The sequence below is a fragment of the Stenotrophomonas sp. Pemsol genome, from assembly GCF_003586545.1.
In the GTDB taxonomy this organism is placed as follows: domain Bacteria; phylum Pseudomonadota; class Gammaproteobacteria; order Xanthomonadales; family Xanthomonadaceae; genus Stenotrophomonas; species Stenotrophomonas sepilia.
This window is the reverse complement of sequence record NZ_CP025780.1, coordinates 3,364,310-3,386,783: the sequence shown is the minus strand read 5'-3', so window position 1 is coordinate 3,386,783 and position 22,474 is coordinate 3,364,310. Positions and strand designations below refer to the sequence as shown.

Annotated in this window: 20 protein-coding genes; 9 read left to right on the top strand and 11 right to left on the bottom strand. The window is 68.3% G+C overall.

Annotated features, from left to right (window positions below):
- The first annotated feature begins 83 nt into the window (after positions 1–83).
- Positions 84–704, top strand: a complete 621-nt coding sequence (locus tag PEM_RS15520) for a glutathione S-transferase (RefSeq protein ID WP_005419650.1) — start codon at positions 84–86, stop codon at positions 702–704.
- Between the two features lie 96 nt (positions 705–800).
- On the opposite strand, the gene PEM_RS15515 is transcribed toward PEM_RS15520, so the two are convergent.
- Positions 801–2,978 (bottom strand): primosomal protein N', encoded by a 2,178-nt coding sequence (locus PEM_RS15515; protein WP_111128767.1) that lies wholly within the window; start codon positions 2,976–2,978, stop codon positions 801–803.
- A gap of 413 nt (positions 2,979–3,391) precedes the next feature.
- Here PEM_RS15515 and PEM_RS15510 point away from each other — a divergent pair, with 413 nt between their 5' ends.
- From PEM_RS15510 to sppA, 4 genes are all read left to right on the top strand, one after another.
- The gene (locus PEM_RS15510) at positions 3,392–4,396 is read left to right on the top strand and encodes a hypothetical protein (protein WP_111128765.1); all 1,005 of its coding nucleotides are present in this window, start codon (positions 3,392–3,394) and stop codon (positions 4,394–4,396) included.
- Positions 4,389–4,970, top strand: a complete 582-nt coding sequence (locus PEM_RS15505; RefSeq protein WP_065186319.1) for a DUF3106 domain-containing protein — start codon at positions 4,389–4,391, stop codon at positions 4,968–4,970. The genes PEM_RS15510 and PEM_RS15505 overlap by 8 nt, the downstream gene beginning before the upstream one ends.
- Positions 4,971–5,176: 206 nt before the next feature.
- Positions 5,177–6,541, top strand: a complete 1,365-nt coding sequence (locus PEM_RS15500) for an MATE family efflux transporter (protein ID WP_005419642.1) — start codon at positions 5,177–5,179, stop codon at positions 6,539–6,541.
- Between the two features lie 115 nt (positions 6,542–6,656).
- Positions 6,657–8,579 (top strand): signal peptide peptidase SppA, encoded by a 1,923-nt coding sequence (gene sppA / locus PEM_RS15495; protein WP_111128763.1) that lies wholly within the window; start codon positions 6,657–6,659, stop codon positions 8,577–8,579.
- 125 nt (positions 8,580–8,704) lie between these two features.
- On the opposite strand, the gene PEM_RS15490 is transcribed toward sppA, so the two are convergent.
- Positions 8,705–8,917: a hypothetical protein gene (locus PEM_RS15490; protein ID WP_111128761.1), complete on the bottom strand. Its 213-nt coding sequence runs from the start codon at positions 8,915–8,917 to the stop codon at positions 8,705–8,707.
- Positions 8,918–9,028: 111 nt separating this feature from the next.
- Here PEM_RS15490 and PEM_RS15485 point away from each other — a divergent pair, with 111 nt between their 5' ends.
- The gene (locus PEM_RS15485; RefSeq protein WP_005419635.1) at positions 9,029–9,805 is read left to right on the top strand and encodes an SDR family oxidoreductase; all 777 of its coding nucleotides are present in this window, start codon (positions 9,029–9,031) and stop codon (positions 9,803–9,805) included.
- A gap of 93 nt (positions 9,806–9,898) precedes the next feature.
- On the opposite strand, the gene PEM_RS15480 is transcribed toward PEM_RS15485, so the two are convergent.
- The 9 genes from PEM_RS15480 to PEM_RS15440 all read right to left on the bottom strand — a co-directional run bounded on the left by PEM_RS15480 (position 9,899) and on the right by PEM_RS15440 (position 19,438).
- Positions 9,899–10,609, bottom strand: a complete 711-nt coding sequence (locus PEM_RS15480) for a hypothetical protein (protein WP_111128790.1) — start codon at positions 10,607–10,609, stop codon at positions 9,899–9,901.
- Between the two features lie 34 nt (positions 10,610–10,643).
- Complete coding sequence (locus tag PEM_RS15475; protein WP_065186322.1) at positions 10,644–11,333, bottom strand: hypothetical protein; 690 nt, start codon at positions 11,331–11,333, stop codon at positions 10,644–10,646.
- Positions 11,334–11,376: 43 nt separating this feature from the next.
- Entirely contained in the window at positions 11,377–11,967 is a 591-nt protein-coding gene (locus PEM_RS15470; RefSeq protein WP_081275815.1) for a Sua5/YciO/YrdC/YwlC family protein, read from the bottom strand.
- Positions 11,968–12,098: 131 nt separating this feature from the next.
- Positions 12,099–14,582, bottom strand: a complete 2,484-nt coding sequence (locus tag PEM_RS15465; protein ID WP_111128759.1) for a DNA topoisomerase I — start codon at positions 14,580–14,582, stop codon at positions 12,099–12,101.
- Between the two features lie 193 nt (positions 14,583–14,775).
- Positions 14,776–15,705 (bottom strand): RDD family protein, encoded by a 930-nt coding sequence (locus PEM_RS15460; RefSeq protein WP_005419625.1) that lies wholly within the window; start codon positions 15,703–15,705, stop codon positions 14,776–14,778.
- A 49-nt stretch (positions 15,706–15,754) separates the two neighbouring features.
- On the bottom strand, positions 15,755–16,513 hold the full coding sequence (locus PEM_RS15455) for a pilin (protein WP_111128757.1): 759 nt from the start codon (positions 16,511–16,513) through the stop codon (positions 15,755–15,757).
- Positions 16,514–16,552: 39 nt separating this feature from the next.
- Positions 16,553–17,026 carry a DUF494 family protein gene (locus tag PEM_RS15450; RefSeq protein WP_005419622.1) on the bottom strand — a complete coding sequence of 158 codons (474 nt, stop codon included), beginning with the start codon at positions 17,024–17,026 and terminating at the stop codon, positions 16,553–16,555.
- Between the two features lie 43 nt (positions 17,027–17,069).
- Positions 17,070–18,197 carry a DNA-processing protein DprA gene (gene dprA, locus PEM_RS15445; protein WP_095378166.1) on the bottom strand — a complete coding sequence of 376 codons (1,128 nt, stop codon included), beginning with the start codon at positions 18,195–18,197 and terminating at the stop codon, positions 17,070–17,072.
- Between the two features lie 110 nt (positions 18,198–18,307).
- On the bottom strand, positions 18,308–19,438 hold the full coding sequence (locus tag PEM_RS15440) for a LysM peptidoglycan-binding domain-containing protein (RefSeq protein ID WP_005419620.1): 1,131 nt from the start codon (positions 19,436–19,438) through the stop codon (positions 18,308–18,310).
- 126 nt (positions 19,439–19,564) lie between these two features.
- Between PEM_RS15440 and def the strand changes: the two genes are divergently transcribed.
- From def to rsmB, 3 genes are all read left to right on the top strand, one after another.
- The gene (gene def / locus PEM_RS15435; RefSeq protein WP_005419619.1) at positions 19,565–20,077 is read left to right on the top strand and encodes a peptide deformylase; all 513 of its coding nucleotides are present in this window, start codon (positions 19,565–19,567) and stop codon (positions 20,075–20,077) included.
- A 120-nt stretch (positions 20,078–20,197) separates the two neighbouring features.
- The gene (fmt, locus tag PEM_RS15430) at positions 20,198–21,121 is read left to right on the top strand and encodes a methionyl-tRNA formyltransferase (protein ID WP_005419618.1); all 924 of its coding nucleotides are present in this window, start codon (positions 20,198–20,200) and stop codon (positions 21,119–21,121) included.
- Positions 21,122–21,124: 3 nt separating this feature from the next.
- Positions 21,125–22,456, top strand: coding sequence for a 16S rRNA (cytosine(967)-C(5))-methyltransferase RsmB (rsmB, locus tag PEM_RS15425; RefSeq protein WP_111128755.1), 1,332 nt, complete (start codon positions 21,125–21,127; stop codon positions 22,454–22,456).
- Positions 22,457–22,474 lie beyond the last annotated feature (18 nt).

Genomic DNA, 22,474 nt, shown 5'->3' with positions numbered 1-22,474 from the left:
TGCCAGATCCCGCATCCGGCACGGACATCTCCGCCCGATCAGGCGTATCGTTGCCGCTCGCATTGCCAGCAAGGAAAACCCGCATGTTGAAGATCTGGGGCCGCCGCAATTCCAGCAACGTCCGCAAGGTACTGTGGTGCGCCGAGGAAATCGGCCTGCCGTACGAATCCATCGAAGTCGGTGGCAGCCATGGTGGTACGCAGACGCCGGAGTACCAGGCGATGAATCCCAACGGCCTGGTGCCGGTGATCGAAGACCACGGCTTGCCGCTGTGGGAATCGAACACCATCGTGCGCTACCTGAGCGCCCGCTATGCACTGGGCACCCTGTACGCTGAGGACCCGATGGAACGCGCCCAGGCCGAGAAGTGGATGGACTGGAGCACGTCGCGGATGGCGCCGCTGTACAGCGACCTGGTCTGGGGCATCATGCGCACCGCGCCGGCCGACCGCGATGAAGCGCGGATCAATGCCGCCATCGTGCGCGCCGGTGACTACCTGGCGATGGCCGACGCTACCCTGGCCAGGCAGCCGTGGCTGTCGGGCGAGAAGTTCGCGATGGGCGACATCCCGCTGGGCTCGCTGGTCTACGCCTGGTACGAGCTGCCGATCCAGCGACCGGAGCTGCCGCATCTGGCTGACTGGTATGCGCGGCTGCGTGAGCGCCCGGCCTACCAGCGCGGCGTGATGTCGCCGCTGACGTAAGCGAAGGCGTCCGGGGTCAGAGCCCTTTTCTGCGAAAAGGGATCCGACCCCAGGGCATCGGGGTCGGATCCCACCCGACGGGTGGGCTCTGACCCCTCAATACAGGTCCGTTGGATCCACATCCAGCGACCAGCGCACCTTGCGTGCTTCCGGCAGCGCATACAGCTGCGGAACCAGCTGCGCGAGCACGCCATGCAAGGGTGGCCGCTGCGGCGCCGACAGCAGCAGCTGTGTGCGCTGGTAGCCCGCGCGCCGCGGCATCGGCGCCGGCATCGGGCCGTACGCCTCCACCACGTTCTGCTCGCCCAGCAACTGCCGCGCAGCCAGCAGGAACGCATTGGCGTGCTCGACCTGCTGCGCTTCGGCGCGCATCAGCGCCAGGTGCGCGAACGGGGGGAACCCTGCGGCTTGCCGCTGGTTCAACTCGGCCTGCGCGAACGGGTGGTAGCCACCGCTCACCAGGGTTTCCAGCAGCGGGTGACCAAGGTGATGGGTCTGCAGCCAGACCTCGCCGGGGTCACGCGCACGTCCTGCACGACCGGCCACCTGGATCAGCTGCTGCGCCAGCTTCTCGCTGGCGCGGAAGTCGGCGGAGAACAGGCCTTCGTCGATGCCGACCACCACCACCAGGGTCAGCTTCGGCAGGTCGTGGCCCTTGGCCAGGATCTGCGTGCCGACCAGGATGCCGGGCTGGTCGCCCAGTTTCGCCAGCTGCTGCTCCAGCGCATCGCGGCGTGAGGTGGTGCCACGGTCGATGCGCACCACCGGGAAATCGGCGAAGGCGGCGGTGAGGTGTTCTTCCAGGCGTTCGGTGCCGATGCCCTGCGGCTGCAGCGCCAGGCTGCCGCAGGCCGGGCATGCCAACGGCGCCGGTTGGCGCGCGCCACAGTGGTGGCATTGCAGGCGTCGGCCGCCGCCATGCACGGTCATCGGCGCATCGCAGCGCTGGCACGGCGCGGTCCACCCGCAGTCGTGGCACAGCAGCACCGGTGCGTAGCCACGGCGGTTCTTGAACACCAGCACCTGCTGGCCACGCTGCAGGTGTTCGCCGATGCCAGCCAGCACATCGGCCGAGAGGCCATCGTGCAGCGGCCGCTTGCGTACATCGAGGATGCGCACGCGCGGTGGCCGCGCATCGCCGGCGCGCTGCTTCAGGCGCAGGTGCGTGTAGCGCCCGGCGTAGGCGTTGTGCAGCGTTTCCAGTGAAGGGGTGGCGCTGCCGAGCAGCACCGGAATGCCCAGCGCCTTGGCGCGCACCAGAGCGAAATCGCGCGCGTGGTAACGGATGCCGTCCTGCTGCTTGTAGCTGCCGTCGTGTTCCTCGTCGACGATCAGCAGGCCGGCCTGCGGCAATGGCGTGAAAACCGCTGAGCGGGTGCCGACGATGACCCGCGCTTCGCCTCGGGAGGCGGCCGCCCAGACGCGCGCGCGCTCGTTGTCGTTCAACCCCGAATGCAAGGCGTGCACGGCGATGCCCAGGCGGCCGCGGAAACGTGTCAGGGTCTGCGGGGTCAGGCCGATTTCCGGTACCAGCACCAGCGCCTGCCTGCCCTGCGCCAGGCAATGGATGATCGCCTGCAGGTAGACCTCGGTCTTGCCGCTGCCGGTCACGCCGTCCAGCAGGAACGGCTGGAAGCCGTCGGCAGCGTTGATCGCAGCCACCGCCCCGGCCTGGTCCGGGTTGAGCGTGGGGCCGGGCAGCGGCTGCGCATGCTGCGGTGCCACCGTCATCGCCACGCGCTCGGCCAGCTCGCGCTTGGCCAGGCTGCGTGCAGCGGTGCGCCAGTCGGCCATGCGTTCGCCGAGCACGTCCTCATCCACGATCGCTCCTGCCAGCAGCTCGGCCAGCTGCCGCGGACGGCTTCCGGCGCGCAGCTTTTCGCGCTGGGCGTGGCCTTCGGTGGTCAGCTGCCAACCCCAGTGGTGGGTGTCGGGCAGGGCCTCGCCATGGCGCAGCGGGCCGGGCAGGGCGGTGCTCAGCACCTCGCCCAGTGGCGCATGGGTGTAGCGCGCCAGCCACTGCAGGCTCTGCCAGAGTTCGCCCTGCAGCAGCGGCTGCCGGTCGCACCAGGCCAGCGCCTGGCGCAGTCCCTGGCCGTCGTCGGTCTGGCCGTGGCCGGCCACCACGCCGACCAGCTCGCGGTTGCCGAACGGCACCTTCAGGCGGCAGCCGACCGCGGCCGTGGGGCCATCGCCCTCCGGCGACAGGTAGTCGAACAGGCGGGGCAGGGGGACGGGCAGGGCGACCTGCAGGGTCGGAATGGGTGAAAGCATCGGGCCAGTGTAACGGGCCATGCACGCGCGAATGGCAGGGGGCAGACGTGCCCGGGCGACGACCGTTGAATCATAAATGTCACCTAAATATCGGTGTCCATTGGAGATTCAGTCTTATCCACATGTTCTGTGGATAACGTTGTGCGTTACCGGTCGACGGGAACGCAGGAGGCCGATGGCGACGAGCTCACCCTTGGGTTGGTCAAAAAATCGCCACACTTGAAAGGCGTTCAAAATCAACAACTTGAGTGTGAAACATTGCTGAAACAGAGTGAATTCAGCGGCATGCCGCAATTTCCCGCGCGGGGAGCGTGGTGCTGTGCACAACCTGCAGCACGAAGTGCCTGTGGGCGCAAGTCCTACGGGTGCCGATGGGCTGCCGCTATCATGCCGGCAGACCTTTGGAGTGACCGATGACGGCTGTGCCCGCCCCTGTTTCCTCGACCGCGGCCGGCGCGCTGTCGGCGTTCCTGCGTGGCGTCGAACGCCGCGCCCTGGTGGTGGCTGAACTGCAGTGCGGCGATGCCGCGCGTGCCGAGCAGACCCTGGTGGCAGTGATGCGCGCGTTTGCAGCGGTCGCCAGCGACCTGCCGATGGCGCAATGGCCGACCCGCTTCTGGACCCTGCTGGGCCAGCGCCAGGCGCTGCGCGAGCCGGCGGGCGGGCAGTGGGCGCCGTCGTTGGCCGCGTTGGGCGCGATGCCGCCACTTCCACGACTGGCGCTGCTGCTGCGGGTGGGCGGCAGCCTGGACGAGGGCATCGCCATGCGCGTGCTCGACCAGGACGAGGCCGGTTACCAGCACCTGCTGGCCGATGCCTGCCCGCGTGATGCCCAGGGCCGGCCCGATGCCGTGGCCTGGCGCCAGTTGGCCGAGCAGGTACAGGCCCGTGTCCGTGACCTGCCGGCCACGCGCCTGCAGCAACTGCAGCAGCCGGCCGCACCCACCACCCACAATGAAGCACCGGCCTCCAGCTGGCGCGCACCGCAGCGGGACGAGCGTGCGGCCGCCAACGGCAAGCGCCGCCGCGCGAATGCCAGGCCGCGCTGGCGCGGTCCGCTGATCCTGCTGGTGACGGTGGCGGTACTGCTGGCCGCCGCGCTGGGGTGGCGCCACCTGCAGGGACATTCGTTAGGCAGCGATGCACCCTTGCCGGAGGGCGTGGTGGGCGAAGCCGGTCCGGTGACCGTGGAAGCCCTGCCACCGAGCAAGGTGGACGCCACACCGGACGCGGGCCAGGCGCAAGCCAATGATGACGCAGCGATGCTGGCAGACCGCGACTACCCGCTGGTCGCCGATGCCGACCTGTACGCGTGGACTGCCGCGGGCGGCCCGCTGCCGGTGGATGAATCGCAAGCCAAGCCGAGCCGGCCGGAGCCGGCCAGTGCCACGCTGGAAACGGCTGCCGCCGATGAATAAGTCCGTGCTCGCCAGCCTGCTGCTGGCCCTGCCGCTGTCGCTGTCCGCCGCACCGCAGCCGTTGAGCGTGCCGTTGCCGCCACCGGTTCCGGGCAGTTCGCCGGCCACGCCGGCGTCGGCCGCTGCAACAGCACCTGCCGAATTCGCTCAGCTGGATACGCAGCAGCAGCGACAGCGCCGTGCCGACTACGCCGCCTGGCGCGCATTGCCGGAAGCAGAGCGCGAGCGCATCCGTCAGGCGGCTGCGCGCTTCAATTCGCTGCCGGCCGATCAACAGCAGCGCATGCGGCAGCAATTCCAGGCGCAGGATCAGGCGATCCGCGCCGGATGGCGGCTGGGCCCGCAGCTGGGCCTGGAATTCCCCAAGCTGCACGGACTGTTCGGATTCGTGCCACCGGAGCAACGCGAGACCGCGCTGGCCGTGCTGCGCCAGCTCAACCCGGCGCAGCTGGCCCAGCTGGCCCTGGTCGCGCAGCGCACGCCGCCGCAGGAACGCGACACGGTACGCAGCGCCTTCCTCGCCGTGCCCGCCGCCGAGCGCGACAGCTGGCTGAAGCGCCAGGCCGGCCAGTAGAAAAGGGGACGGAGGGGATTAAGTCGTATCAGGCCAGTCAGTGCCGAATGCGACTTAATCCCCTCCGTCCCCTTTTTGCTTTGGGCGGCTGAAACCCAGCATTCACGCCATGTCATGGGAATGCAGGCGCCGCCCGCGTAAGATGGGCGCCCGCAACCCGGTGCCTGTGCCCTTCGCGCGCAACCGCAGTTCGCGTCAAGCACCTTATGTCTACTGCAACCTCCACGCCGCGCTTCAGCAAGGAAGTCGGCGCCACCGGTCTGCTCGCCCTGCCGCTCGTGCTGGGCCATGTGTCCACCGGTCTGATCTCCTTCGTCGACAACGTGATTGCCGGCCACCACGCTACGGCGACCCTTGCCGCAGTCACCATCGGTACGGCGTTGCTGTGGCTGCCGATGCTGATTCCGATCGGCACCCTGATCTCGCTCACCGCTTCGGTGTCGCAGCTGCACGGCGCCGGCCGCGAGCGCGAGATCGGCCCGCTGTTCCGCCAGGCACTGTGGCTGGCGCTGGGGCTGGGGCTGATCATGTTCACCTTCCTCACCGTGGTGCCGCCGCTGCTGCCGGCCTTCGGCATCGCGCCGGACATCGTGCCGGGGGCGACTGCGTTCCTGCATGCGGTGCGCTGGGGTGGCCCGGCGCTGACCCTGTACTTCTGCATGCGTTATCTCAGCGAGGGCATGCACTGGACGCTGCCGACCATGCTGCTCGGCTTCGGTGGCCTGCTGGTGCTGGCGCCGATGGGCTACGTGCTGGCCAATGGCAAGCTCGGCTTCCCGGAGTTGGGGGCCGAGGGCCTGGGCATCGCTTCGGCGGTGATGATGTGGCTGCAGGCGACCGCATTCGCCCTGTATCTGTGGCGGACCAAGCGCTTCGCCCATCTGCAGCTGTTCTCGCACTTCGAGGGACCGCGCTGGAAGGCGATCTGGGAGCTGCTGCGCACCGGCCTGCCGATCGGCATCACCGTGCTGATGGAAGGCGGCCTGTTCATCGTCACCGCCTTGCTGATCGGCCGCCTGGGTGCCAATGAAGCGGCGGCACACCAGATCGCGATCAACGTCGCGCAGCTGTGCTTCATGATCCCGATGGGCGTGGCCGAGGCCACCACCGTGCGCGTCGGCCATGCGGTCGGCCGTGGTGACGGCTTCGGCGTACGGCGTGCGGCGTGGGCCGGTTACGCGATCATCATGGGCACGCAGACGTTGTCAGCGGCGGTGCTGCTGTTCGGCCACGATGCCATCGTCGGTGTGTACACCAACGACCTGGCAGTGGCCGGCCTGGCCTCGACCCTGCTGCTGTACGCGGCCACCTTCCAGTTCCCGGACGGCATCCAGGTGCTGTCGGCGGGTGCGCTGCGCGGCCTCAAGGACACCCGCGTGCCGATGTTCATCGCCATGTTCGCGTACTGGGGCCTGGGCATGCCGCTCGGCGCCGGGCTCGGCCTGGGGCTGGGCATGGGCCCGCAGGGCATGTGGATCGGCCTGATCGTCGGCCTGACCGCCGCTGCCATCCTGATGGGCTGGCGCCTGCGCCGCAGCAGCCAGCGCATCGGGCAGTCCGCGCTGTCCTGATCGTCCTGCCCGCCATGCCGACCCATGGCGGGCGATCCCCTGACTTGTGTCCGATGCCGCATCACGCGGCACCGGCTATGCTGGTACCACGGCAAGAAGCCATCCGGAGCGTTCCATGAATCAACCCGTGCCCCCGCTGCCCCCGGCGCGTCGCAACCCCGTCGCCAGTTTCTTCATCGGGCTGTGGGACGTCATGAACTTCACCCGCCGGTTGATCCTCAACCTGGTGTTCTTCGGCCTGCTGTTCCTGCTGCTGGTGATGTTCGTCATCGCCGCCGGCATGGGTGCCGGTGCCAGCAAGTCGCTGCAGGACCGCACGACGCTCGTGATCGCGCCGGAAGGCCGCCTGGTCGAGCAGTTCAGTGCCGATCCGGTCAGCCGCGCACTGGCCAAGGCCGTGGGTGACAACGGTGCCGAAGAGATCCAGCTGCGCGACCTGCTGCGGGTGATCGAGTCGGCCAAGGAAGACAAGAAGATCGAGCGCGTGGTGCTGGAGCTGGACAAGCTGCAGCCGTCGGGCTTCGCCTCGCTGCGTGAAGTCGCCGCCGCGCTGCAGGACCTGCGCGCTTCCGGCAAGCAGCTGGTGGCCTACAGCGAGAGCATGGGCCAGTCGCAGTACCTGCTGGCTGCACAGGCCGACGAGGTCTACCTGGACCCGATGGGTTCGGTCGTGCTCGAAGGCCTCGGCCGCTACCGCCAGTACTTCCGCACCGGCCTGCAGGACAAGCTGGGCGTGGACGTGCACCTGTTCAAGGTGGGCGAGTACAAGTCCGCGGCCGAACCGTACGTGCTTGACGCCGCGTCGCCGGCCTCCAAGGAAGCCGACCTGTTCTGGATGAACGATGTGTGGCAGCGCTACCTGGGCGACATCGCCAAGGCGCGCCGCCTGGATCCGGCACAGCTGGCTGCCGGCATCGACACGCTGCCGGAAGGCATTGCCGCCGCCGGTGGCGACCTGGCCAAGTTCGCGCTGCAGCAGAAGCTGGTGACCGCGCTGAAGACCCGCGAGGAATTCGAGGATCTGATGATCGAGCGCGGCGTGGCCGACGAAGACGCCGACGGTGGTTTCCGCAACGTCGACTTCGGCCGTTACCTGGCCCTGCTCGACGCCCGCCGCAACCCGGTGGACTCGCGTCCGCAGGTGGCCGTGGTGGTGGCTGCCGGCGAGATCAGCGGTGGCGACCTGCCGGCCGGCCGCATCGGCGGCGAGTCGACCTCAGCGCTGTTGCGCGCCGCGCGCGACGACGACAACGTGAAGGCCGTGGTGCTGCGCGTCGATTCGCCGGGCGGTGAGGTGTTCGCCTCCGAGCAGATCCGCCGTGAAGTGGTGGCGCTGCAGGCCGCCGACAAGCCGGTGGTGGTGTCGATGGGCGACCTGGCTGCCTCCGGCGGCTACTGGATCAGCATGAATGCCGATCGCATCTACGCCGATCCGTCGACCATCACCGGTTCGATCGGCATCTTCGGCATGGTGCCGAACTTCAGCCGCGCGCTGGACAAGATCGGCGTGCACACCGATGGTGTCGGCACCACCCGTTTCGCCGGTGCATTCGATGTCACCCGCCCGATGGATCCGGCCGTGGGCCAGGTCATCCAGTCGGTGATCAACAAGGGCTACGCCGACTTCACCGGCCGCGTCGCCGACGCCCGCAAGAAGCCGGTCGAGGCGGTGGACGAGGTGGCTCGCGGCCGCGTATGGAGCGGTGCGCAGGCCAAGGAACGCGGCCTGGTCGATGCCTTCGGTGGCCTGAAGGATGCCGTGGCCGACGCTGCCAGCCGTGCCAAGCTGGGCAAGGCCGACGCTTATCGCGTGCGCTACATCGAGAAGGCGGCCACGCCGTTCGCACAGTTCGTCAGCGGTTTCGCCGGCAGCCGCGCCGGTGCCTGGATGCTGTCCGATTCGGGCATGGCACGGATGATGCTGGCACGCACGATGCCGGAAGTGGATACGCAGCTGCGCTTTGTCGAGAACGCGGCCCGCGAGAAGGGCAATGGCGCACCGGTGAAGGCGCTTGCTTACTGCTTCTGCGGGTTCTGACGGAAGCCATCCACGCAGGGCGTGGAACTACTGGACAGCGAAACGCCCGGCCTTGGCCGGGCGTTCTCGTTCATGGGGTCGGATCCCTTGGCTTCGCAAAGGGCTCTGACCCCATAGGCCACTCGTCATTGCGCCGCGTCGACCTCGGCCTTGCGCTCACGCGCGGCAGCATCATCGACGGTTTTCTGCACGTCCTTGGCGCGGTCCAGCGGCTCGTTGATCGCATGCGACATCGCTTTGGGTACCGGTGGCTTCTCCGGGTTCGGCGTCGGCGGACGCTGGCAGGCCACCAGCTGCACGATGGCCAGCAGGGACAAGAACAGGATCAGGATGCGCATGGCGGTACTCCGCGGTGGGCGTTCGCGCAGTGTCGCATCTCCGGCAACGCCCTGCCGTGAGCGCGTATCCTTGCGGCATCGAAACACAGCGGGCGCGGCCCCGGAGGACACATGACCCAGCAACGGTGGCGCCTGGACGGCCAGACGGCCCTGATCACCGGCGCCAGCGCCGGCATCGGCCTGGCCATCGCGCATGAACTGGCGGGGCTCGGCGCCGATCTGATGATCGTCGGCCGCGATATCGACATGCTGGAGACCGCGCGCGACGAACTGCTGGATGTGTATCCGCAGCACCAGGTGCATGCGCTGGCCGCGGACGTCTCCGATGACGAGGACCGCCGCCAGATCCTGGACTGGGTGGAAGACCACAGTGATGGCCTGCACATCCTGGTCAACAACGCTGGTGGCAACGTCACCAAGGCAGCCACGGAGTATTCCGAGGACGAGTGGCGCAAGATCTTCGAGACCAACCTGTTCTCGGCCTTCGAGCTGTCGCGCTACGCGCATCCGCTGCTGGCCCGGCACGCGTCGTCGTCGATCGTCAATGTCGGCAGCGTGTCCGGGCTGACCCACGTGCGCAGTGGCGTGGTCTACGGCATGACCAAGGCCGCGATGCACCAGATGACCCGCAACCTGGCCGTCGAGTGGGCCGAGGATGGCATCCGGGTCAACGCGGTGGCGCCCTGGTACATCCGCACGCGGCGCACGTCCGGTCCATTGTCGGACCCGGACTACTACGAGGAAGTGGTCAACCGCACGCCGATGCGCCGCATCGGTGAACCGGAGGAAGTGGCCGCAGCCGTGGGCTTCCTGTGCCTGCCGGCGGCCAGCTATGTCACCGGCGAATGCATCGCAGTGGATGGCGGTTTCCTGCGCTACGGGTTCTGATCATGCGGTGGTAGTGCCGGCCGCTGGCCGGCAACCACGGGATCTTCAGGTGATTGCAGTTGCCGGCCGGCGGCCGGCACTACCGCATGGCAGTCACCCCGGTACCGGGCAGTTGCTGGCCTCCAGCACGCCCTGCAACCGTTCGCGTTCCCCGCGGGCCTTGTCGCGGTTCTCCGGCGAGGCGAACCGCTCGCGGCCACGTGCGTCGCGGAAGCGTTGCTGCCAGCTGCTGCAGCGCTGCGCTTCCGGCAGTTCCTCGCAGCGGTCGCGCACCACTTCGCAGCCTGCAGCATTGACCGGTGTGGCGCCGCCCAGGCCCTGCACGGTCATCAGTTCGCAGCGGCCGGGGGCAGCTTCGTATTCGTGCAGGTAGCCACCGCCCTGGCTGTCGGTGCACTGGAAGATGGGCGGCAGCGGCGGCTTCGGCGGCGCATTGCTGTCCGGCGCGGCATCAACCTGGCGTGGCAGCGATGCACTGTCGAGTATCAGATCGCCGCCTTCGCGTTCGACCATGCCGGCTTCCATGATCGTGCGTCCTTCGCCGGGGCGGCGGGGGCTGGGCGCGGAAGCCGGCGGCATACCCGCCGCCGCCGGTTCGGGTGGCGACGGCACAGGGGTCGGCGTGGGCGGCGCACTGGCAGCGGCCGGAATCCGCACCACCTGCTGCTTGCTGCCGGCAGGGCAGGGCGTACGTTGCAGGGTGGGCACATCGCTGTTGCTGGAGGTGCAGCGGTAGATCACCCCGTCGTCGGCCACTGCGTTGCCGGCGAACAGGCCCAGGGCCAGCCAGATCAGGTTCTTCATGCGCACAGCGTACATGCCACGGCAGGTGCTGCGCTCAGCGGTCGCAGTCCCGCGACAGGCGTGCGTCGATGCCACGCTGTTCGTTGCTGATGGCAGTACGCTCGCTCTGCAGCGCACTGTTGTAGCGGCGGTCCAGTTCCCAGCGGCGGTCGCGCAGGCGCGCGCAGACTTCCTGCGGCGGCAGCGCATGGCAGCTGTCGCGGACCAGCACGCTGCCGGCCGGAACCTGCACACCGACACCCACCGCGGGCGGCCGGTAGCCGGTTCCTTCACCGATGGGGGGGCCGACCGGCGTGCCGAAGGCCGGGCGTGGGCCGGGATGGACCGGGCCGTGGTGCCCGTGCGGAAGCCAGACGCTGGTCCACAACGGTACCCAGCGCGGATTGCCCTCGTTGTTGTCGCTGGTATAGCGGCGACCGTCGTCGCTCACGCATTCGTACAACGGCTGTGGCGGCTGGATGTAGACGTGGCGGACTTCGCGATCGCGCATCACCGGAACCTCGTCGGGAGGCGCGGGCGTCGCATCGCTGCGCACCACCCGTGGCGTCGGGTCGCGCGGGCGCTGCAGGTCGCGCACTTCCTGCCGGCCGCTGCTGCAGGGCCTGTCCTGCAGGGCCACGGCGCCATTGCTGGCGACGCAGCGATAGACGCGCACGTCCTCTGCGGCCGGTGCGGTCCATGGCAGCAGCAGGCACAGGCCCAAGGCGGTGCGCAGCAGGTTCATGGCGGCAGGGTGCGTGATTGTGCGTGGCAGTGCAATCGTCCGCTCAGGAGCGCAGCACGTTGCCGCTGAGCGCGTCGCGGATCGGGGTCGGTTGGGCCAGGCCACCGGTCTCGCCATCGAGCAGGCCATCGAGCAGGCGCAGCAGGCGCGGATCCAGCTCGGCGCGACTGCGTGCCGGCGGTTCACCTGCCAGGTTGGCGCTGGTGGAGACCAGCGGCCCGCCCCAGGCGCGGCACAGGGCGGCGACCAGTGGGTGGGCGCTGATGCGTACGGCGATGCCGCTGTGTTCACCGGTGACCCACGGTTGGGCGCGCGGACCGGCCGGCAGGATCCAGGTGTTGGCGCCCGGCCAGCTGGCCAGCACCGCGCGCTGGCGGGCGTCGGGCAGCGCCTGCAGGCGGACCCAGCCCTCCAGCTGCGACAGTTCGGCGGCGACCAGGATCATGCCCTTCTCGATCGGGCGCTGTTTCAGCCGCAGCACCGCGTGCACCGCGGCTTCATGTGACGGATCGCAGCCCAGGCCCCAGACCGCCTCGGTCGGATAGGCAATCACGCCACCGGCGCGGAGCGTGGCGACAGCAGAGTTCAGGGTGAGTTCTTTCATGACGGCGACCGGCCCGGCGTGGGCCTCCATTATCCCCCCGCTGCGTGCAGAAGGGGTGGAACGCACCCACTCGGTAGTGCCGGCCGCTGGCCGGCATCCGACGCTTCCAGGGGTTGCCGGCCAGCGGCCGGCACTACCCCTCATCCGCGCATGGCGTGGATCTACTTCTTTGCAGCGGTCTTCTTGACGGCCTTCTTCGCCGGTGCCTTCTTTGCGGCAGCTTTCTTCACCGCCTTCTTGGCCGGCGCTTTCCTGGCCGCGGCCTTCTTCGGCGCTGCTTCCTTCTTCACCGCAGCCTTCTTGGCCGGTGCCTTCTTCGCAGCGGCCTTCTTGGCGCCGAAGCCCTTGCGCACCGGCTTGCCGGTTTCTTCCATCAGCTGCTGCACTTCAGCCAGGGTCAGCGATGACGGCTCGCGATCCTTGGGGATCTTGCCGTTCATCTTTCCATCGCTGATGTACGGGCCGAAGCGGCCGTTCAGCACCTGGATGTCGCTGCCCTCGAACTCCTTGATGATCCGGTTGCGCGCGATCTCTTCCTTCTCTTCGATCAGGAATACGGCGCGGGCCAGGTCGATGGTGTACGGGTCGTCTTCCTTCTTCAGCGAGGCGTAGGTGCTGCCGCGCTTGGCGAACGGGCCGAAGCGGCCGATGCCGACGCTGACCGGCTCACCATTGTCCTCGCCCAGTGCGCGCGGCATCAGGAACAGTTCCAGCGCGTCTTCCAACGAGATGGTGTGCATCGACTGGCCGGGGCGCAATGAGGCGAACTTCGGCTTTTCCTCGGCGTCCTCGGCGGTGCTGCCGATGGCGGCATACGGCCCGAAGCGACCCAGCCGCACGCTGACCGGCTTGCCGGTCTTGGGGTCGGTGCCGAGCTCGCGCGCGCCACTGGCCTCGGCGCGGTCGACCGATTCCTTCTTGTCTTCGACCAGTTCCTTGAACGGCTCCCAGAAACGGGCCATCAGCGGGATCCATTCTTCCTCACCGCGCGAGACGGCATCGAGCTCGTCCTCAAGCCTGGCAGTGAAGTCGTAATCCACGTACTGGGTGAAGTGGCTGGACAGGAACTTGGACACCGCGCGGCCCACGTCGGACGGGCGGAAGCTGCGGCCTTCCATTTCCACATACTTGCGGAACAGCAGGGTCTGGATGATCGAGGCGTAGGTCGAGGGACGGCCGATGCCGTACTCTTCCAGCGCCTTCACCAGCGCCGCTTCGGTGTAGCGCGGCGGTGGCTGGGTGAAATGCTGTTCGGCCAGGATGCGTTCCAGCGGGATGCGGTCGCCCGGCTTCATCGCGGGCAGCTTGCGGCCCTCATCCTCGTCCTCGGCGCTCTTGTTGTCCTTGCCTTCCTCGTACACGGCCAGGAAGCCGGGCACGACCACGGTGGTGCCGCTGGCGCGGAACACGTGTTCGCTGCCGGCCGACAGGTCGACGCTGACCGTGTTGAGCGTGGCCGGGATCATCTGGCAGGCCACCGCACGCTTCCAGATCAGCTCGTACAGGCGCCGCTCGTCGTCGGTAAGGAACCGGGCGACCTGCGACGGGGTGCGCAGGGCCGAGGTCGGGCGCACCGCTTCGTGCGCTTCCTGGGCGTTCTTCGACTTGGTCTGGTAGGTGTTGGGCTGGTCCGGCAGCGAGGCGATGCCGTAGTCGCGGGCGATCACGTCGCGGATTTCCGCCAGCGCGTCCTGCGACAGGTTCACCGAGTCGGTACGCATGTACGAAATCAGGCCGACGGTGCCTTCGTCGCCGATGGCCACGCCTTCATACAGCTTCTGCGCCACCTGCATGGTCTTGCGGGTGGTGAAGCCGAGCTTGCGCGAGGCTTCCTGCTGCAGGGTGGAGGTGGTGAACGGCGGCGCCGGGCGGCGCTTGCGCTCCTTGCTGGCGACGTCGGTGACGTGCAGCGAGCCCTGCGCGGCCTGCTGGATGCGCATGCGCGCCGCTTCAGCGGTGTCGCCATCGGTGACGGTGAACTGCTCGAACTTCTGCCCGTCCAGTTTGACCAGCTTGGCATTGAAGTGCTGGGACGGGTGCGCGCACTCGGCAGCGATCGACCAGTACTCGCGGGCGATGAAGGCTTCGATCTCTTCCTCGCGCTCGACGATCATGCGCAGCGCCGGGCTCTGCACGCGGCCGGCAGACAGGCCGCGCTGCACCTTGCGCCACAGCACCGGCGACAGGTTGAAGCCGACCAGGTAGTCAAGTGCGCGGCGGGCCTGCTGGGCGTCGACGAGGTCGCTGGCGATCGCACGCGGCTGGCTGATCGCTTCCTTGATGGCGCGCGGGGTGATCTCGGTGAACACCACGCGCTGCATCGGCTTGTCCTTGACCAGCCCGCGTTCCTTCAGGATCTCGGCGATATGCCAGCTGATCGCTTCACCCTCGCGATCCGGGTCGGTTGCCAGCAGGATGTCGTCGGCGCCCTTGGCGGCCTTGGCGATCGCATCGACATGCTTTTCGTTCTTGTCGATCACGTCGTAGTGCATGGCGAACCCGTTGTCCGGGTCGACCGCGCCTTCCTTCGGAATCAGGTCACGCACATGCCCATACGAGGCCAGGACGGTGTAGTCCTTGCCGAGGTATTTGTTGATCGTCTTGGCCTTGGCCGGCGATTCGACGATGAGCAGGTGCTTGGGCATGGCAGCAGTGTCTGTGGGGCGAGCCGCAGGGAAGGGGCCGCTAGGGTGGAGCAAACGGCCGCATTAGTGAAGCGGCCACGGACAAATCAATACGCTGAACGCCCGGTAGTGTGCCGGGCGTTCAGGTTTCACCTTATTAGAGGAATCACGCCCGGCCAGCCCCTGTCAAGCAGCCAGACGTGAGGATGGCCGTTCATGAGGCCATCTTGGCGATGAAGCCGACCGCAGCCACCAGCAGCACCAGGCCCGCCACCGTCAGCAGGCCGGTCAGTACCAGGATCACGATGGTGACCGTACCCAGCTCATGGCGCTGCAGCTGCGGCTGGTCGGTGTAGGCCCAGCGGTCGACCACCAGGGTGTCGCAGATCATGTCGTGCAGGCCCTGCTTGCGCTCGGTGAAGGCGGCCATCAGGAAGCCGATGCCCAGGGTGAAGCTGCTCAGCAGCATGGCCCAGTAGCGACCGAAGGCGCGGCCACGGGTCAGGCGGTCACCATTGCTGCGCACGACCTTGATGCCGACCGCCATCTTGCCCAGCGTGGCGCCGCCCTGCGAGGAATGGAACCAGGTGTAGTAGGCCACGCCGATGGCCATGTTGATCAGCGCGCTGGCCAGCTGCGCGACGATTTCGATGGAGGTCTCGCCACTGCCCACCGCGCCCATGCTGGCGCCAAGCACCACGCCGATGATGGCGCCGATGATGCCGCCCGGCACGGCCAGCACGAAGTAGTCGATCATGTAGGCCGCGACGCGCTTCCAGAAGCCGGCGTAGACCACCTCGCCGCCGATCACCGGCCGCGCGCCACCGGCAGCGGCGGCGGCCGGTGCGTTGTAGGGTGAGCTGCTGAGCGCGCCCGTGCCAGGCAGCGGCGCAGTGCCGTTGTCGATGGCGGCGTAGTCGCTGCGCAGGTCGAAGCCGCCACTGGCAGTGGCGGTGCTGGCGTCGGCCAGCGTCTGCAGGCCCAGTTCATCGACCACTTGGCGCAGTGCAGCCCACTGGGCCATGCCTTCGCGCCAGACCAGGGTGTCCAGGTTCAGTTCGCCGCGCTGGAAGCGCTGGCGGATCTCCTGGACCGACAGCGGGCCCTGGCGTTGCTGTCCTACGGCGTAGTACCACTCAGTCATTGCATGTTCCCTGTTGGATCGTCCTTGGAGGTGCTGCCGTGCGCGTGGCTCAGCCGCGGCACGACGGCGGCAGGTACTTGTCGTCGCTTTCACCGCTGCATTCCCAGCGGCCGCTGTCGCGATCATATTCCAGCCACAGCAGGTCGCCATCGAGGCTCTTGCCGGGCACGGCCAGCGTTGCTTCGATGCCACAGTGGCCGTTGTTGAAGCGGCCGATGTTCACCGCCGACAGGCCGGCCTGGCTGAAGTCCCCCGGGGCCGGGAAACCGGCATCGTTGGCGCCGGGGCAGCGGCCTTCATCGTCGGCGAAGTGCTGCACCTGCTGTTTCAGCGGCTGCAGGGCATTGACCGCGGTCGCGATCCTGGCACGCACGGTGTAGTCCTTGTACGCGGGCAGGGCGATCGCCGCGAGGATGGCCATGATCGGCACCAGTACCAGCAGCAGGCCGCCGCCGATGATTGCGGTCAGGGCGCAACCGGAGAGCTTCTTCTTCGGCGGCGGCAGGACCCCGGCTGCCGCCTGGGTGGCATAGGGCGTGGACGGCGGCAGTACAGGCGGCTGCGGCGGAGGCGGGGCCACCGGTTCCGGTTCCGGCTCGGGTGGCTGGGCCGGCGCAGCAACGTCCAGCGCCGGCACGATCAGGCCCAGCTCGTCGACAACGGTGCGCAACGGCTGCCATTGCGGCAGGCCGTCGCGCCAGACCAGGGTGTCCAGGGAGATCTGGTTGTTTCGGAACAACTCGACCAACTGTTCCGCCGGCAGCGGGCCTTGCTGCCGGTTGCCTTCTGCATGGAACCACTCGCTCACGGGGACGCTCCTGAATGCGCTATGCCCCCAAGTGTACGGTCAGTGAAGGGGTTCTGGCTCGTCCATGAACATCTGCGTCTCCATCCAGGCATAGGCCGCTTCGGAGCCGGGCTGGTTGAACAGCACCATCAGCACGACCCATTTCAGGTCGTCCAGGTCCAGTTCGTCCTGGTCCAGGGCCATCGCCCGGTCCAGCACCAGCTCGCGCTGGTCGGCGTCGAGGATGCCGTGCTGTTCCAGGTACAGCAGGAAGCCGCGGCATTCCACATCCAGCTTGTCCAGCTCGGGGCCATGGTAGATGCGCACGGGGCCATCGACCCGCGCCTGGGCCACGCTCGGCCGCTGCGCGGCCAGGGCATCGAGCCAGTCGAACGCCTTGTTGATCTCGGTGGGGCTGAAACCGGCCTGGATCAGGCCGTTCTGCAGCGAATCGCGGTCACGGATCAGGTCCGCATCTTCGCTGAAATAGTGTTCAAACAGGTACAGCAGTACATCCAGGATGCTCTCTTTCATTGCCCCTCGGCCTGCGTCGCGCGACGCTGTGGAGGTGAAGAAACTAGGGAGTTCGACAGTAGCGGCCGTGTACGCACACCACGATTCCCGCCAGTTCCATGGCCAGCAGCATGGAGGACACCTGGGGCGCCGTCAATCCACAGCGCGTGATCAGTGAATCCATACCGCTTGGGTTGTGGTCCAGGGCTCGCCACAAGCACTGGTAGTCAGGGTCGTCGGCCCAGCGCGCCGGCAGGAGGGCCGGCAGTGCCTGTTCAGTGGGGGTGGACAGCCGCGATTGCAAGCCCGGCAGCTGCAGGCGAAGGGCAGGGGCGAGCAGTTCCAGAACCTCCTCGGGGCGCTCGACCAGCGCCGCGCCCTCGCGGATCAGGCGGTGGCAACCCGCCGCGCGCGGGTTGAGCACCGACCCGGGCAGGGCACAGACCTCGCGGCCTGCCTCGGCGGCCAGGCGCGCGGTGATCAGCGCGCCCGAACGCTGCGCGGCCTCGACCACCACGGTGGCCAGCGCCAGCCCGGCCACCAGCCGGTTGCGCGCGGGGAAGTGACCTGGGCGGGCCGCCGTACCCGGCAGGTACTCGCTGAGCACCACGCCCTCGGCGGCGATGCGCGCCTGCAGCTGGGCGTGGCTGTCCGGATAGGCGCGGTCAGGGCCCGTGCCGATCACCGCCACGGTGCAGCCACCGGCCTCGAGCGTGGCCTGGTGCGCAGCCGCATCGATGCCTGCGGCCAGGCCGCTGGTCACCGCCAGGCCCGCTTCGACGAAACAGCCGGCAAAACGCGCGGCGAGTGCGCGCCCGCCCGGGGTGGGGGAACGGCTGCCGACCAGCGCCACCGACGGGCGCCAGGCCAGGCTGGGGTCGCCGGCGACGAACAGCGCCAGCGGCGGGTTGGGCACCTCCAGCAACGAGGGTGGAAAGGCCGGATCGGTGCAGGGCAGCAGGTGATGATTGTCCTGTTCCAGCCAGCGCAGGGCGGCTGCACGCGCCCGGGCCTCGGGACGTTCCAGCGCGGCGCATTGCTCCGGCGTGCAGCCGTGCGCGCGCCAGTTCGCCGGGCCTTGCGCGATGGCGGCTTGCGCACCGCCCGCGGCCTGCAGCAGGGCCCGTCGTGGCGCCAGTGCGCCTCCCGCCATCAACAGGCGCAGCAGCGCCTCATATGCATGCGTGGTCATCCCCCACTATCGGCCGCACACAACAAAGGCGCCCTAGGGCGCCTTCGCACGTGATCGTCAGGTTTTCCCGCAGACGCCTGCCGGGCAGCGGTCGGCACGCCCGGCAACGGTTACTTCGCGTCCGGGTGCAGCGCGTTGTAACCGACCTGCACCGGCTTCACGCCCTGCATCACCAGCGCGTAGCTGACGTTGTCGAAGGTACGGAACACCATCGCGTGTGCGGCATACTCATCCGGCAGCGAGACCCGGCCCGCGCCGGTGCTGAGCGAGTCGTCCATGCGCGAGGAGTTCGGGTACTTCATGCGGTGCGCCACATGGCGGCCCGGGCGCCACAGCGAGAACACGGTGCCGTTGTCCACGCCCTGGGCACGGCCGGCCGAGATCGCGATCACGTCGCGCGGGCCACCGGCATTGAACATGTCGGTGACGGCCAGCACGCGCACGTCCACACCCTCGACACCGGCAGCGGGTACATGAGGGATGAACTGCAGGTCGTACGGCTTGGCTTCGACCGGTACCAGGCGGTCACCGGCGCGCACTTCGCGGCCGCCGTCGTTCTTGTCCAGCACCAGCGTGGAGGCCTCGACCTTGCCGCCGGCAATCTGGGTGATGGTGCCGGTAGCGACCTGGGCCAGCTCGTAGCCGAGCACGCCACGGCGGGCGTTGGGCGCGTTGTAGGCCTTCCACAGGTTGCCGCTGCCCGGGGTCACGTCGCCATTGGCGGTCAGGTCTTCGGTCGGCTTGGGCTGGGCGTACCGCACGGTCGGGCGTACCACGGCCCAGCGCTGGCCCACCTGGGCATCGGCCAGGCGCACGTAGACGGTGTCACCGCCGGACACGCGCAGGCGGCTGTCCTCCAGGCCGACCACGTAGGGCAGCTGCTTGATGCTGTCGACAACGCTCAGCTGCTTCAGGAACGGCTCGACCTGGGCCAGCGGAATGGCGTCGATCGGGGCCTCCTGGCGCGGGCCGGCCTGGGACACGGTCACCCGGTCCAGGTAGGCAAGGCTCAGCACGTCACCTGGATAGATCAGGTGCGGGTTGGCGATCTGCGGATTGGCTTGCCAGATCTCCGGCCACAGCCAAGGCTTCTGCAGGAAACGTGCGGCGATATCCCACAACGTATCCCCTTTTCGGACCACATAGGTGTCCGGGTGCCCGCCATTCACTTCCACGGCGGTAGCATAGGCAGCCACGGTCAGCATCGCCGCGGCGACGACCGTACGAAAACGAAGCAACATAGGTGTGAAGCCCTGATTCCCCAACAGGTCCACGCACTATAGTCCAGAAACCGGGGCGCAAGGCAAGCGTTGGAGCTAGAATCTGCGACGTATGCCGGCGTGCCGGCCCCCTATCCGGAAACAGCCATGGCCCTTCTCCCCATTCTCGAGTTCCCCGATCCGCGCCTGCGTACCAAGGCTGCGTTGATCGACGCCGCCGAAGTCACCACGCCGGCCTTCCAGGAACTGATCGACAACATGTTCCAGACCATGTACGACGCCCCGGGCATCGGCCTGGCGGCCACCCAGGTGGACGTGCACAAGCGCTTCATGGTCATCGATGTCAGTGAAGAAAAGAATGAACCGCATGTGTTCATCAACCCGGAAATCGTCGCCAGGGACGGGGGCCGGGTGTACCAGGAGGGCTGCCTGTCGGTCCCGGGCATCTTCGCCGACGTCACCCGCGCCGACACCATCACCGTGAAGTACCTGGACCGCAACGGCCAGGAACAGCAGCTGGAGGCGGGTGAAGTACTGGCCACCTGCATCCAGCACGAGATGGACCACCTGGACGGCAAGCTGTTCATCGACTACCTGTCGCCGCTCAAGCGCGAGATGGTCCGCAAGAAGCTGGCCAAGCAGCGCAAGCACGTGGCGTGATCGCCCATCCGGGCCGCCCTTCGGGTGGCCCGTGCCTGCGCGACGCGCGCGGGCTGCACGGCGCCGGCCGACGGCGCCGTTTTCTTTCCTGCACGAATCCATCCTGCAAGTGGGGTAGCCATGAGGATTGTCTTTGCCGGTACGCCGGAATTCGCGGTGTCGTCGCTGCGCGCCGCGGCGCGCCACCACGAGGTCGTGGCCGTCTATACCCAGCCTGACCGGCCGGCCGGGCGTGGCCGTGGCCTGGCACCATCGCCGGTCAAGCTCGAGGCCGTGGCCCGTGGCATTCCGGTCTACCAGCCCGAATCACTGAAGGACGAGGCTGCACAGCAGCAGCTGCGCGACCTGCAGCCGGACCTGATGGTGGTGGTGGCCTACGGCCTGATCCTGCCCAAGGCGGTACTGGCGATCCCGACCCACGGCTGCTGGAACGTGCATGCCTCGCTGCTGCCACGCTGGCGCGGTGCTGCGCCGATCCAGCGCGCGATCCAGGCCGGTGACGCAAAGACCGGTGTGTGCCTGATGCAGATGGAAGCGGGCCTGGATACCGGCCCGGTGCTGCTGCACCAGGAACTGCCGATCGCTGCCACCGATACCGGTGGCCAGCTGCATGACAAGCTGGCCGAGCTGGGTGCACAGGTCCTGTCCGACGGCCTGGGCCTGCTGCGGGCCGGCATCAAGCCGATCGCGCGGCCGCAGCCGGAGCAGGGCGTGACCTATGCGCACAAGCTGGACAAGGCCGAAGCCCGTCTGGACTGGGCGCAGGGCGCCGATGTGCTGGCGCGTACCGTGCGTGCCTTCAATCCGTGGCCGATCGCCGAAGCGACGCTGGCTGGCGAACGCGTGCGCATCCATGGCGCGGTGGCGCTGGATGAGGCCCACAGCCAAGCGCCGGGCACGGTGCTGGCGGCCAGCCGCGATGGCATCGACATCGCCTGCGGCCAGGGCGCACTGCGCTTGCGTACGCTGCAGCGCGAAGGCGGCAAGGCGATCACCGCCGCCGACTACCTCAACGCCCGCCGTGATCTGCGCGTGGGAGCATAAGCGGTGTCGAAGCAGAACGATTTCTCCGTGGCCAAGGCGGCGCCGGGCGCGGCCACCCGCATGCTGGCCGCACGTGTGCTGGCACAGGTGTTCACCCGTGGCCGTTCATTGAAGGCCGAACTGGCCTGGGCGCTGCCGAAGCTGGCCGACAGCCGCGATCGTGCCTTGCTGGAAGCGCTGTGCTTTGCGGTGCTGCGTCGCCGCAGTACCTATGACGCTGCCTTGCAGTCGTGGATGCAGAAGCCGCTGTCGGCGCGCGACGCCGATCTGCGCACCCTGTTGATGGTGGGCTTCGCCCAGCTGGACGTTCTGGAACTGCCGGCGCATGCGGCGCTGTCGGCCACGGTCGATGCCGCGCGTGCGCTGGGCCGTGAGCGCCAGGCCGGCCTGGTCAATGCGATCCTGCGCCGCGCGCAGCGCGAAGGTTTCCCGGAGCAGCCGGCGCGCGATGCCTTCCCGGAATGGCTGGCCGATGCGGTGGAACGCGATTGGCCGGTACAGGCCGACGCGATCTTCAGCGCCAGCCTGCAACCGGCACCGTTGTGGCTGCGCGCCAACCGCCAGCACGGCGGCCGTGACAAGGCACTGGCGGCACTGGCCGAGGCGGGCATTGCCGCCGAACCCAGCGCGCTCTGCGCCGATGCACTGCGCCTGGCGGCCCCCGTTGCGGTGAACCAGCTGCCGGGTTTTGCCGACGGTGCACTGTCGGTACAGGACCTGTCGGCGCAATGCGCAGCCGACGCGCTGGCGCCCGCGACCGGCGCCCGCGTGCTGGACGCCTGTGCGGCACCCGGTGGCAAGTCGGCGCACCTGCTGGAACGTGACCCCAGTCTGCGCCTGCTGGCGCTCGATATCGATGCGCGTCGACTCGCGCGCGCCCGCGATACCTACACCCGCACCGGTGTGGGTGAGGGCGCGCAGACCCGGGTGGCCGATGCCAGCGATCCCGGGGCCTGGTGGGATGGCACGCCGTTCGACGCCATCCTGCTGGATGCCCCGTGCTCGGCCACCGGCGTGATCCGCCGCCAGCCGGACGTGATGTTCCACCGCCGCGCCGAGGACATCGATGCGCTGGTCGGCGTGCAGGCCCGCCTGCTGGAGGCCTGCTGGTCGGTGCTGCGCCCGGGAGGCGTGCTGCTGTACGCCACCTGTTCGATCCTGCGCGCCGAGAACGTCGATCAGGTGCGAGCCTTCCTGAAGTGGCATCCGGACGCAGCGGCACAGCCTCTGGATGACACATTCGGCCTCGATTGCGAGGGGATTGCGCGCCAGCGCCTGCCGGGTGACAACGATGCTGACGGTTTCTTTTACGCGCGTCTGCTAAAAACAGCCTGACCCCGCTGACGTTCCGAG

Excerpts from the sequence above, each read along its gene's own strand:
- PEM_RS15470 (WP_081275815.1), bottom strand. The coding sequence starts at position 11,967 with ATGGAGGCCCACGCCGGGCCGGTCGCCGTCATGAAAGAACTCACCCTG.
- PEM_RS15440 (WP_005419620.1), bottom strand. The coding sequence starts at position 19,438 with ATGTTGCTTCGTTTTCGTACGGTCGTCGCCGCGGCGATGCTGACCGTG.
- PEM_RS15520 (WP_005419650.1), top strand. The coding sequence starts at position 84 with ATGTTGAAGATCTGGGGCCGCCGCAATTCCAGCAACGTCCGCAAGGTA.
- def (WP_005419619.1), top strand. The coding sequence starts at position 19,565 with ATGGCCCTTCTCCCCATTCTCGAGTTCCCCGATCCGCGCCTGCGTACC.
- PEM_RS15515 (WP_111128767.1), bottom strand. The coding sequence starts at position 2,978 with ATGCTTTCACCCATTCCGACCCTGCAGGTCGCCCTGCCCGTCCCCCTG.
- PEM_RS15450 (WP_005419622.1), bottom strand. The coding sequence starts at position 17,026 with ATGAAAGAGAGCATCCTGGATGTACTGCTGTACCTGTTTGAACACTAT.
- PEM_RS15500 (WP_005419642.1), top strand. The coding sequence starts at position 5,177 with ATGTCTACTGCAACCTCCACGCCGCGCTTCAGCAAGGAAGTCGGCGCC.
- PEM_RS15465 (WP_111128759.1), bottom strand. The coding sequence starts at position 14,582 with ATGCCCAAGCACCTGCTCATCGTCGAATCGCCGGCCAAGGCCAAGACG.
- dprA (WP_095378166.1), bottom strand. The coding sequence starts at position 18,197 with ATGACCACGCATGCATATGAGGCGCTGCTGCGCCTGTTGATGGCGGGA.
- PEM_RS15460 (WP_005419625.1), bottom strand. The coding sequence starts at position 15,705 with ATGACTGAGTGGTACTACGCCGTAGGACAGCAACGCCAGGGCCCGCTG.
- PEM_RS15490 (WP_111128761.1), bottom strand. The coding sequence starts at position 8,917 with ATGCGCATCCTGATCCTGTTCTTGTCCCTGCTGGCCATCGTGCAGCTG.
- fmt (WP_005419618.1), top strand. The coding sequence starts at position 20,198 with ATGAGGATTGTCTTTGCCGGTACGCCGGAATTCGCGGTGTCGTCGCTG.
- sppA (WP_111128763.1), top strand. The coding sequence starts at position 6,657 with ATGAATCAACCCGTGCCCCCGCTGCCCCCGGCGCGTCGCAACCCCGTC.
- PEM_RS15480 (WP_111128790.1), bottom strand. The coding sequence starts at position 10,609 with ATGAAGAACCTGATCTGGCTGGCCCTGGGCCTGTTCGCCGGCAACGCA.
- PEM_RS15510 (WP_111128765.1), top strand. The coding sequence starts at position 3,392 with ATGACGGCTGTGCCCGCCCCTGTTTCCTCGACCGCGGCCGGCGCGCTG.
- PEM_RS15505 (WP_065186319.1), top strand. The coding sequence starts at position 4,389 with ATGAATAAGTCCGTGCTCGCCAGCCTGCTGCTGGCCCTGCCGCTGTCG.
- PEM_RS15485 (WP_005419635.1), top strand. The coding sequence starts at position 9,029 with ATGACCCAGCAACGGTGGCGCCTGGACGGCCAGACGGCCCTGATCACC.
- PEM_RS15475 (WP_065186322.1), bottom strand. The coding sequence starts at position 11,333 with ATGAACCTGCTGCGCACCGCCTTGGGCCTGTGCCTGCTGCTGCCATGG.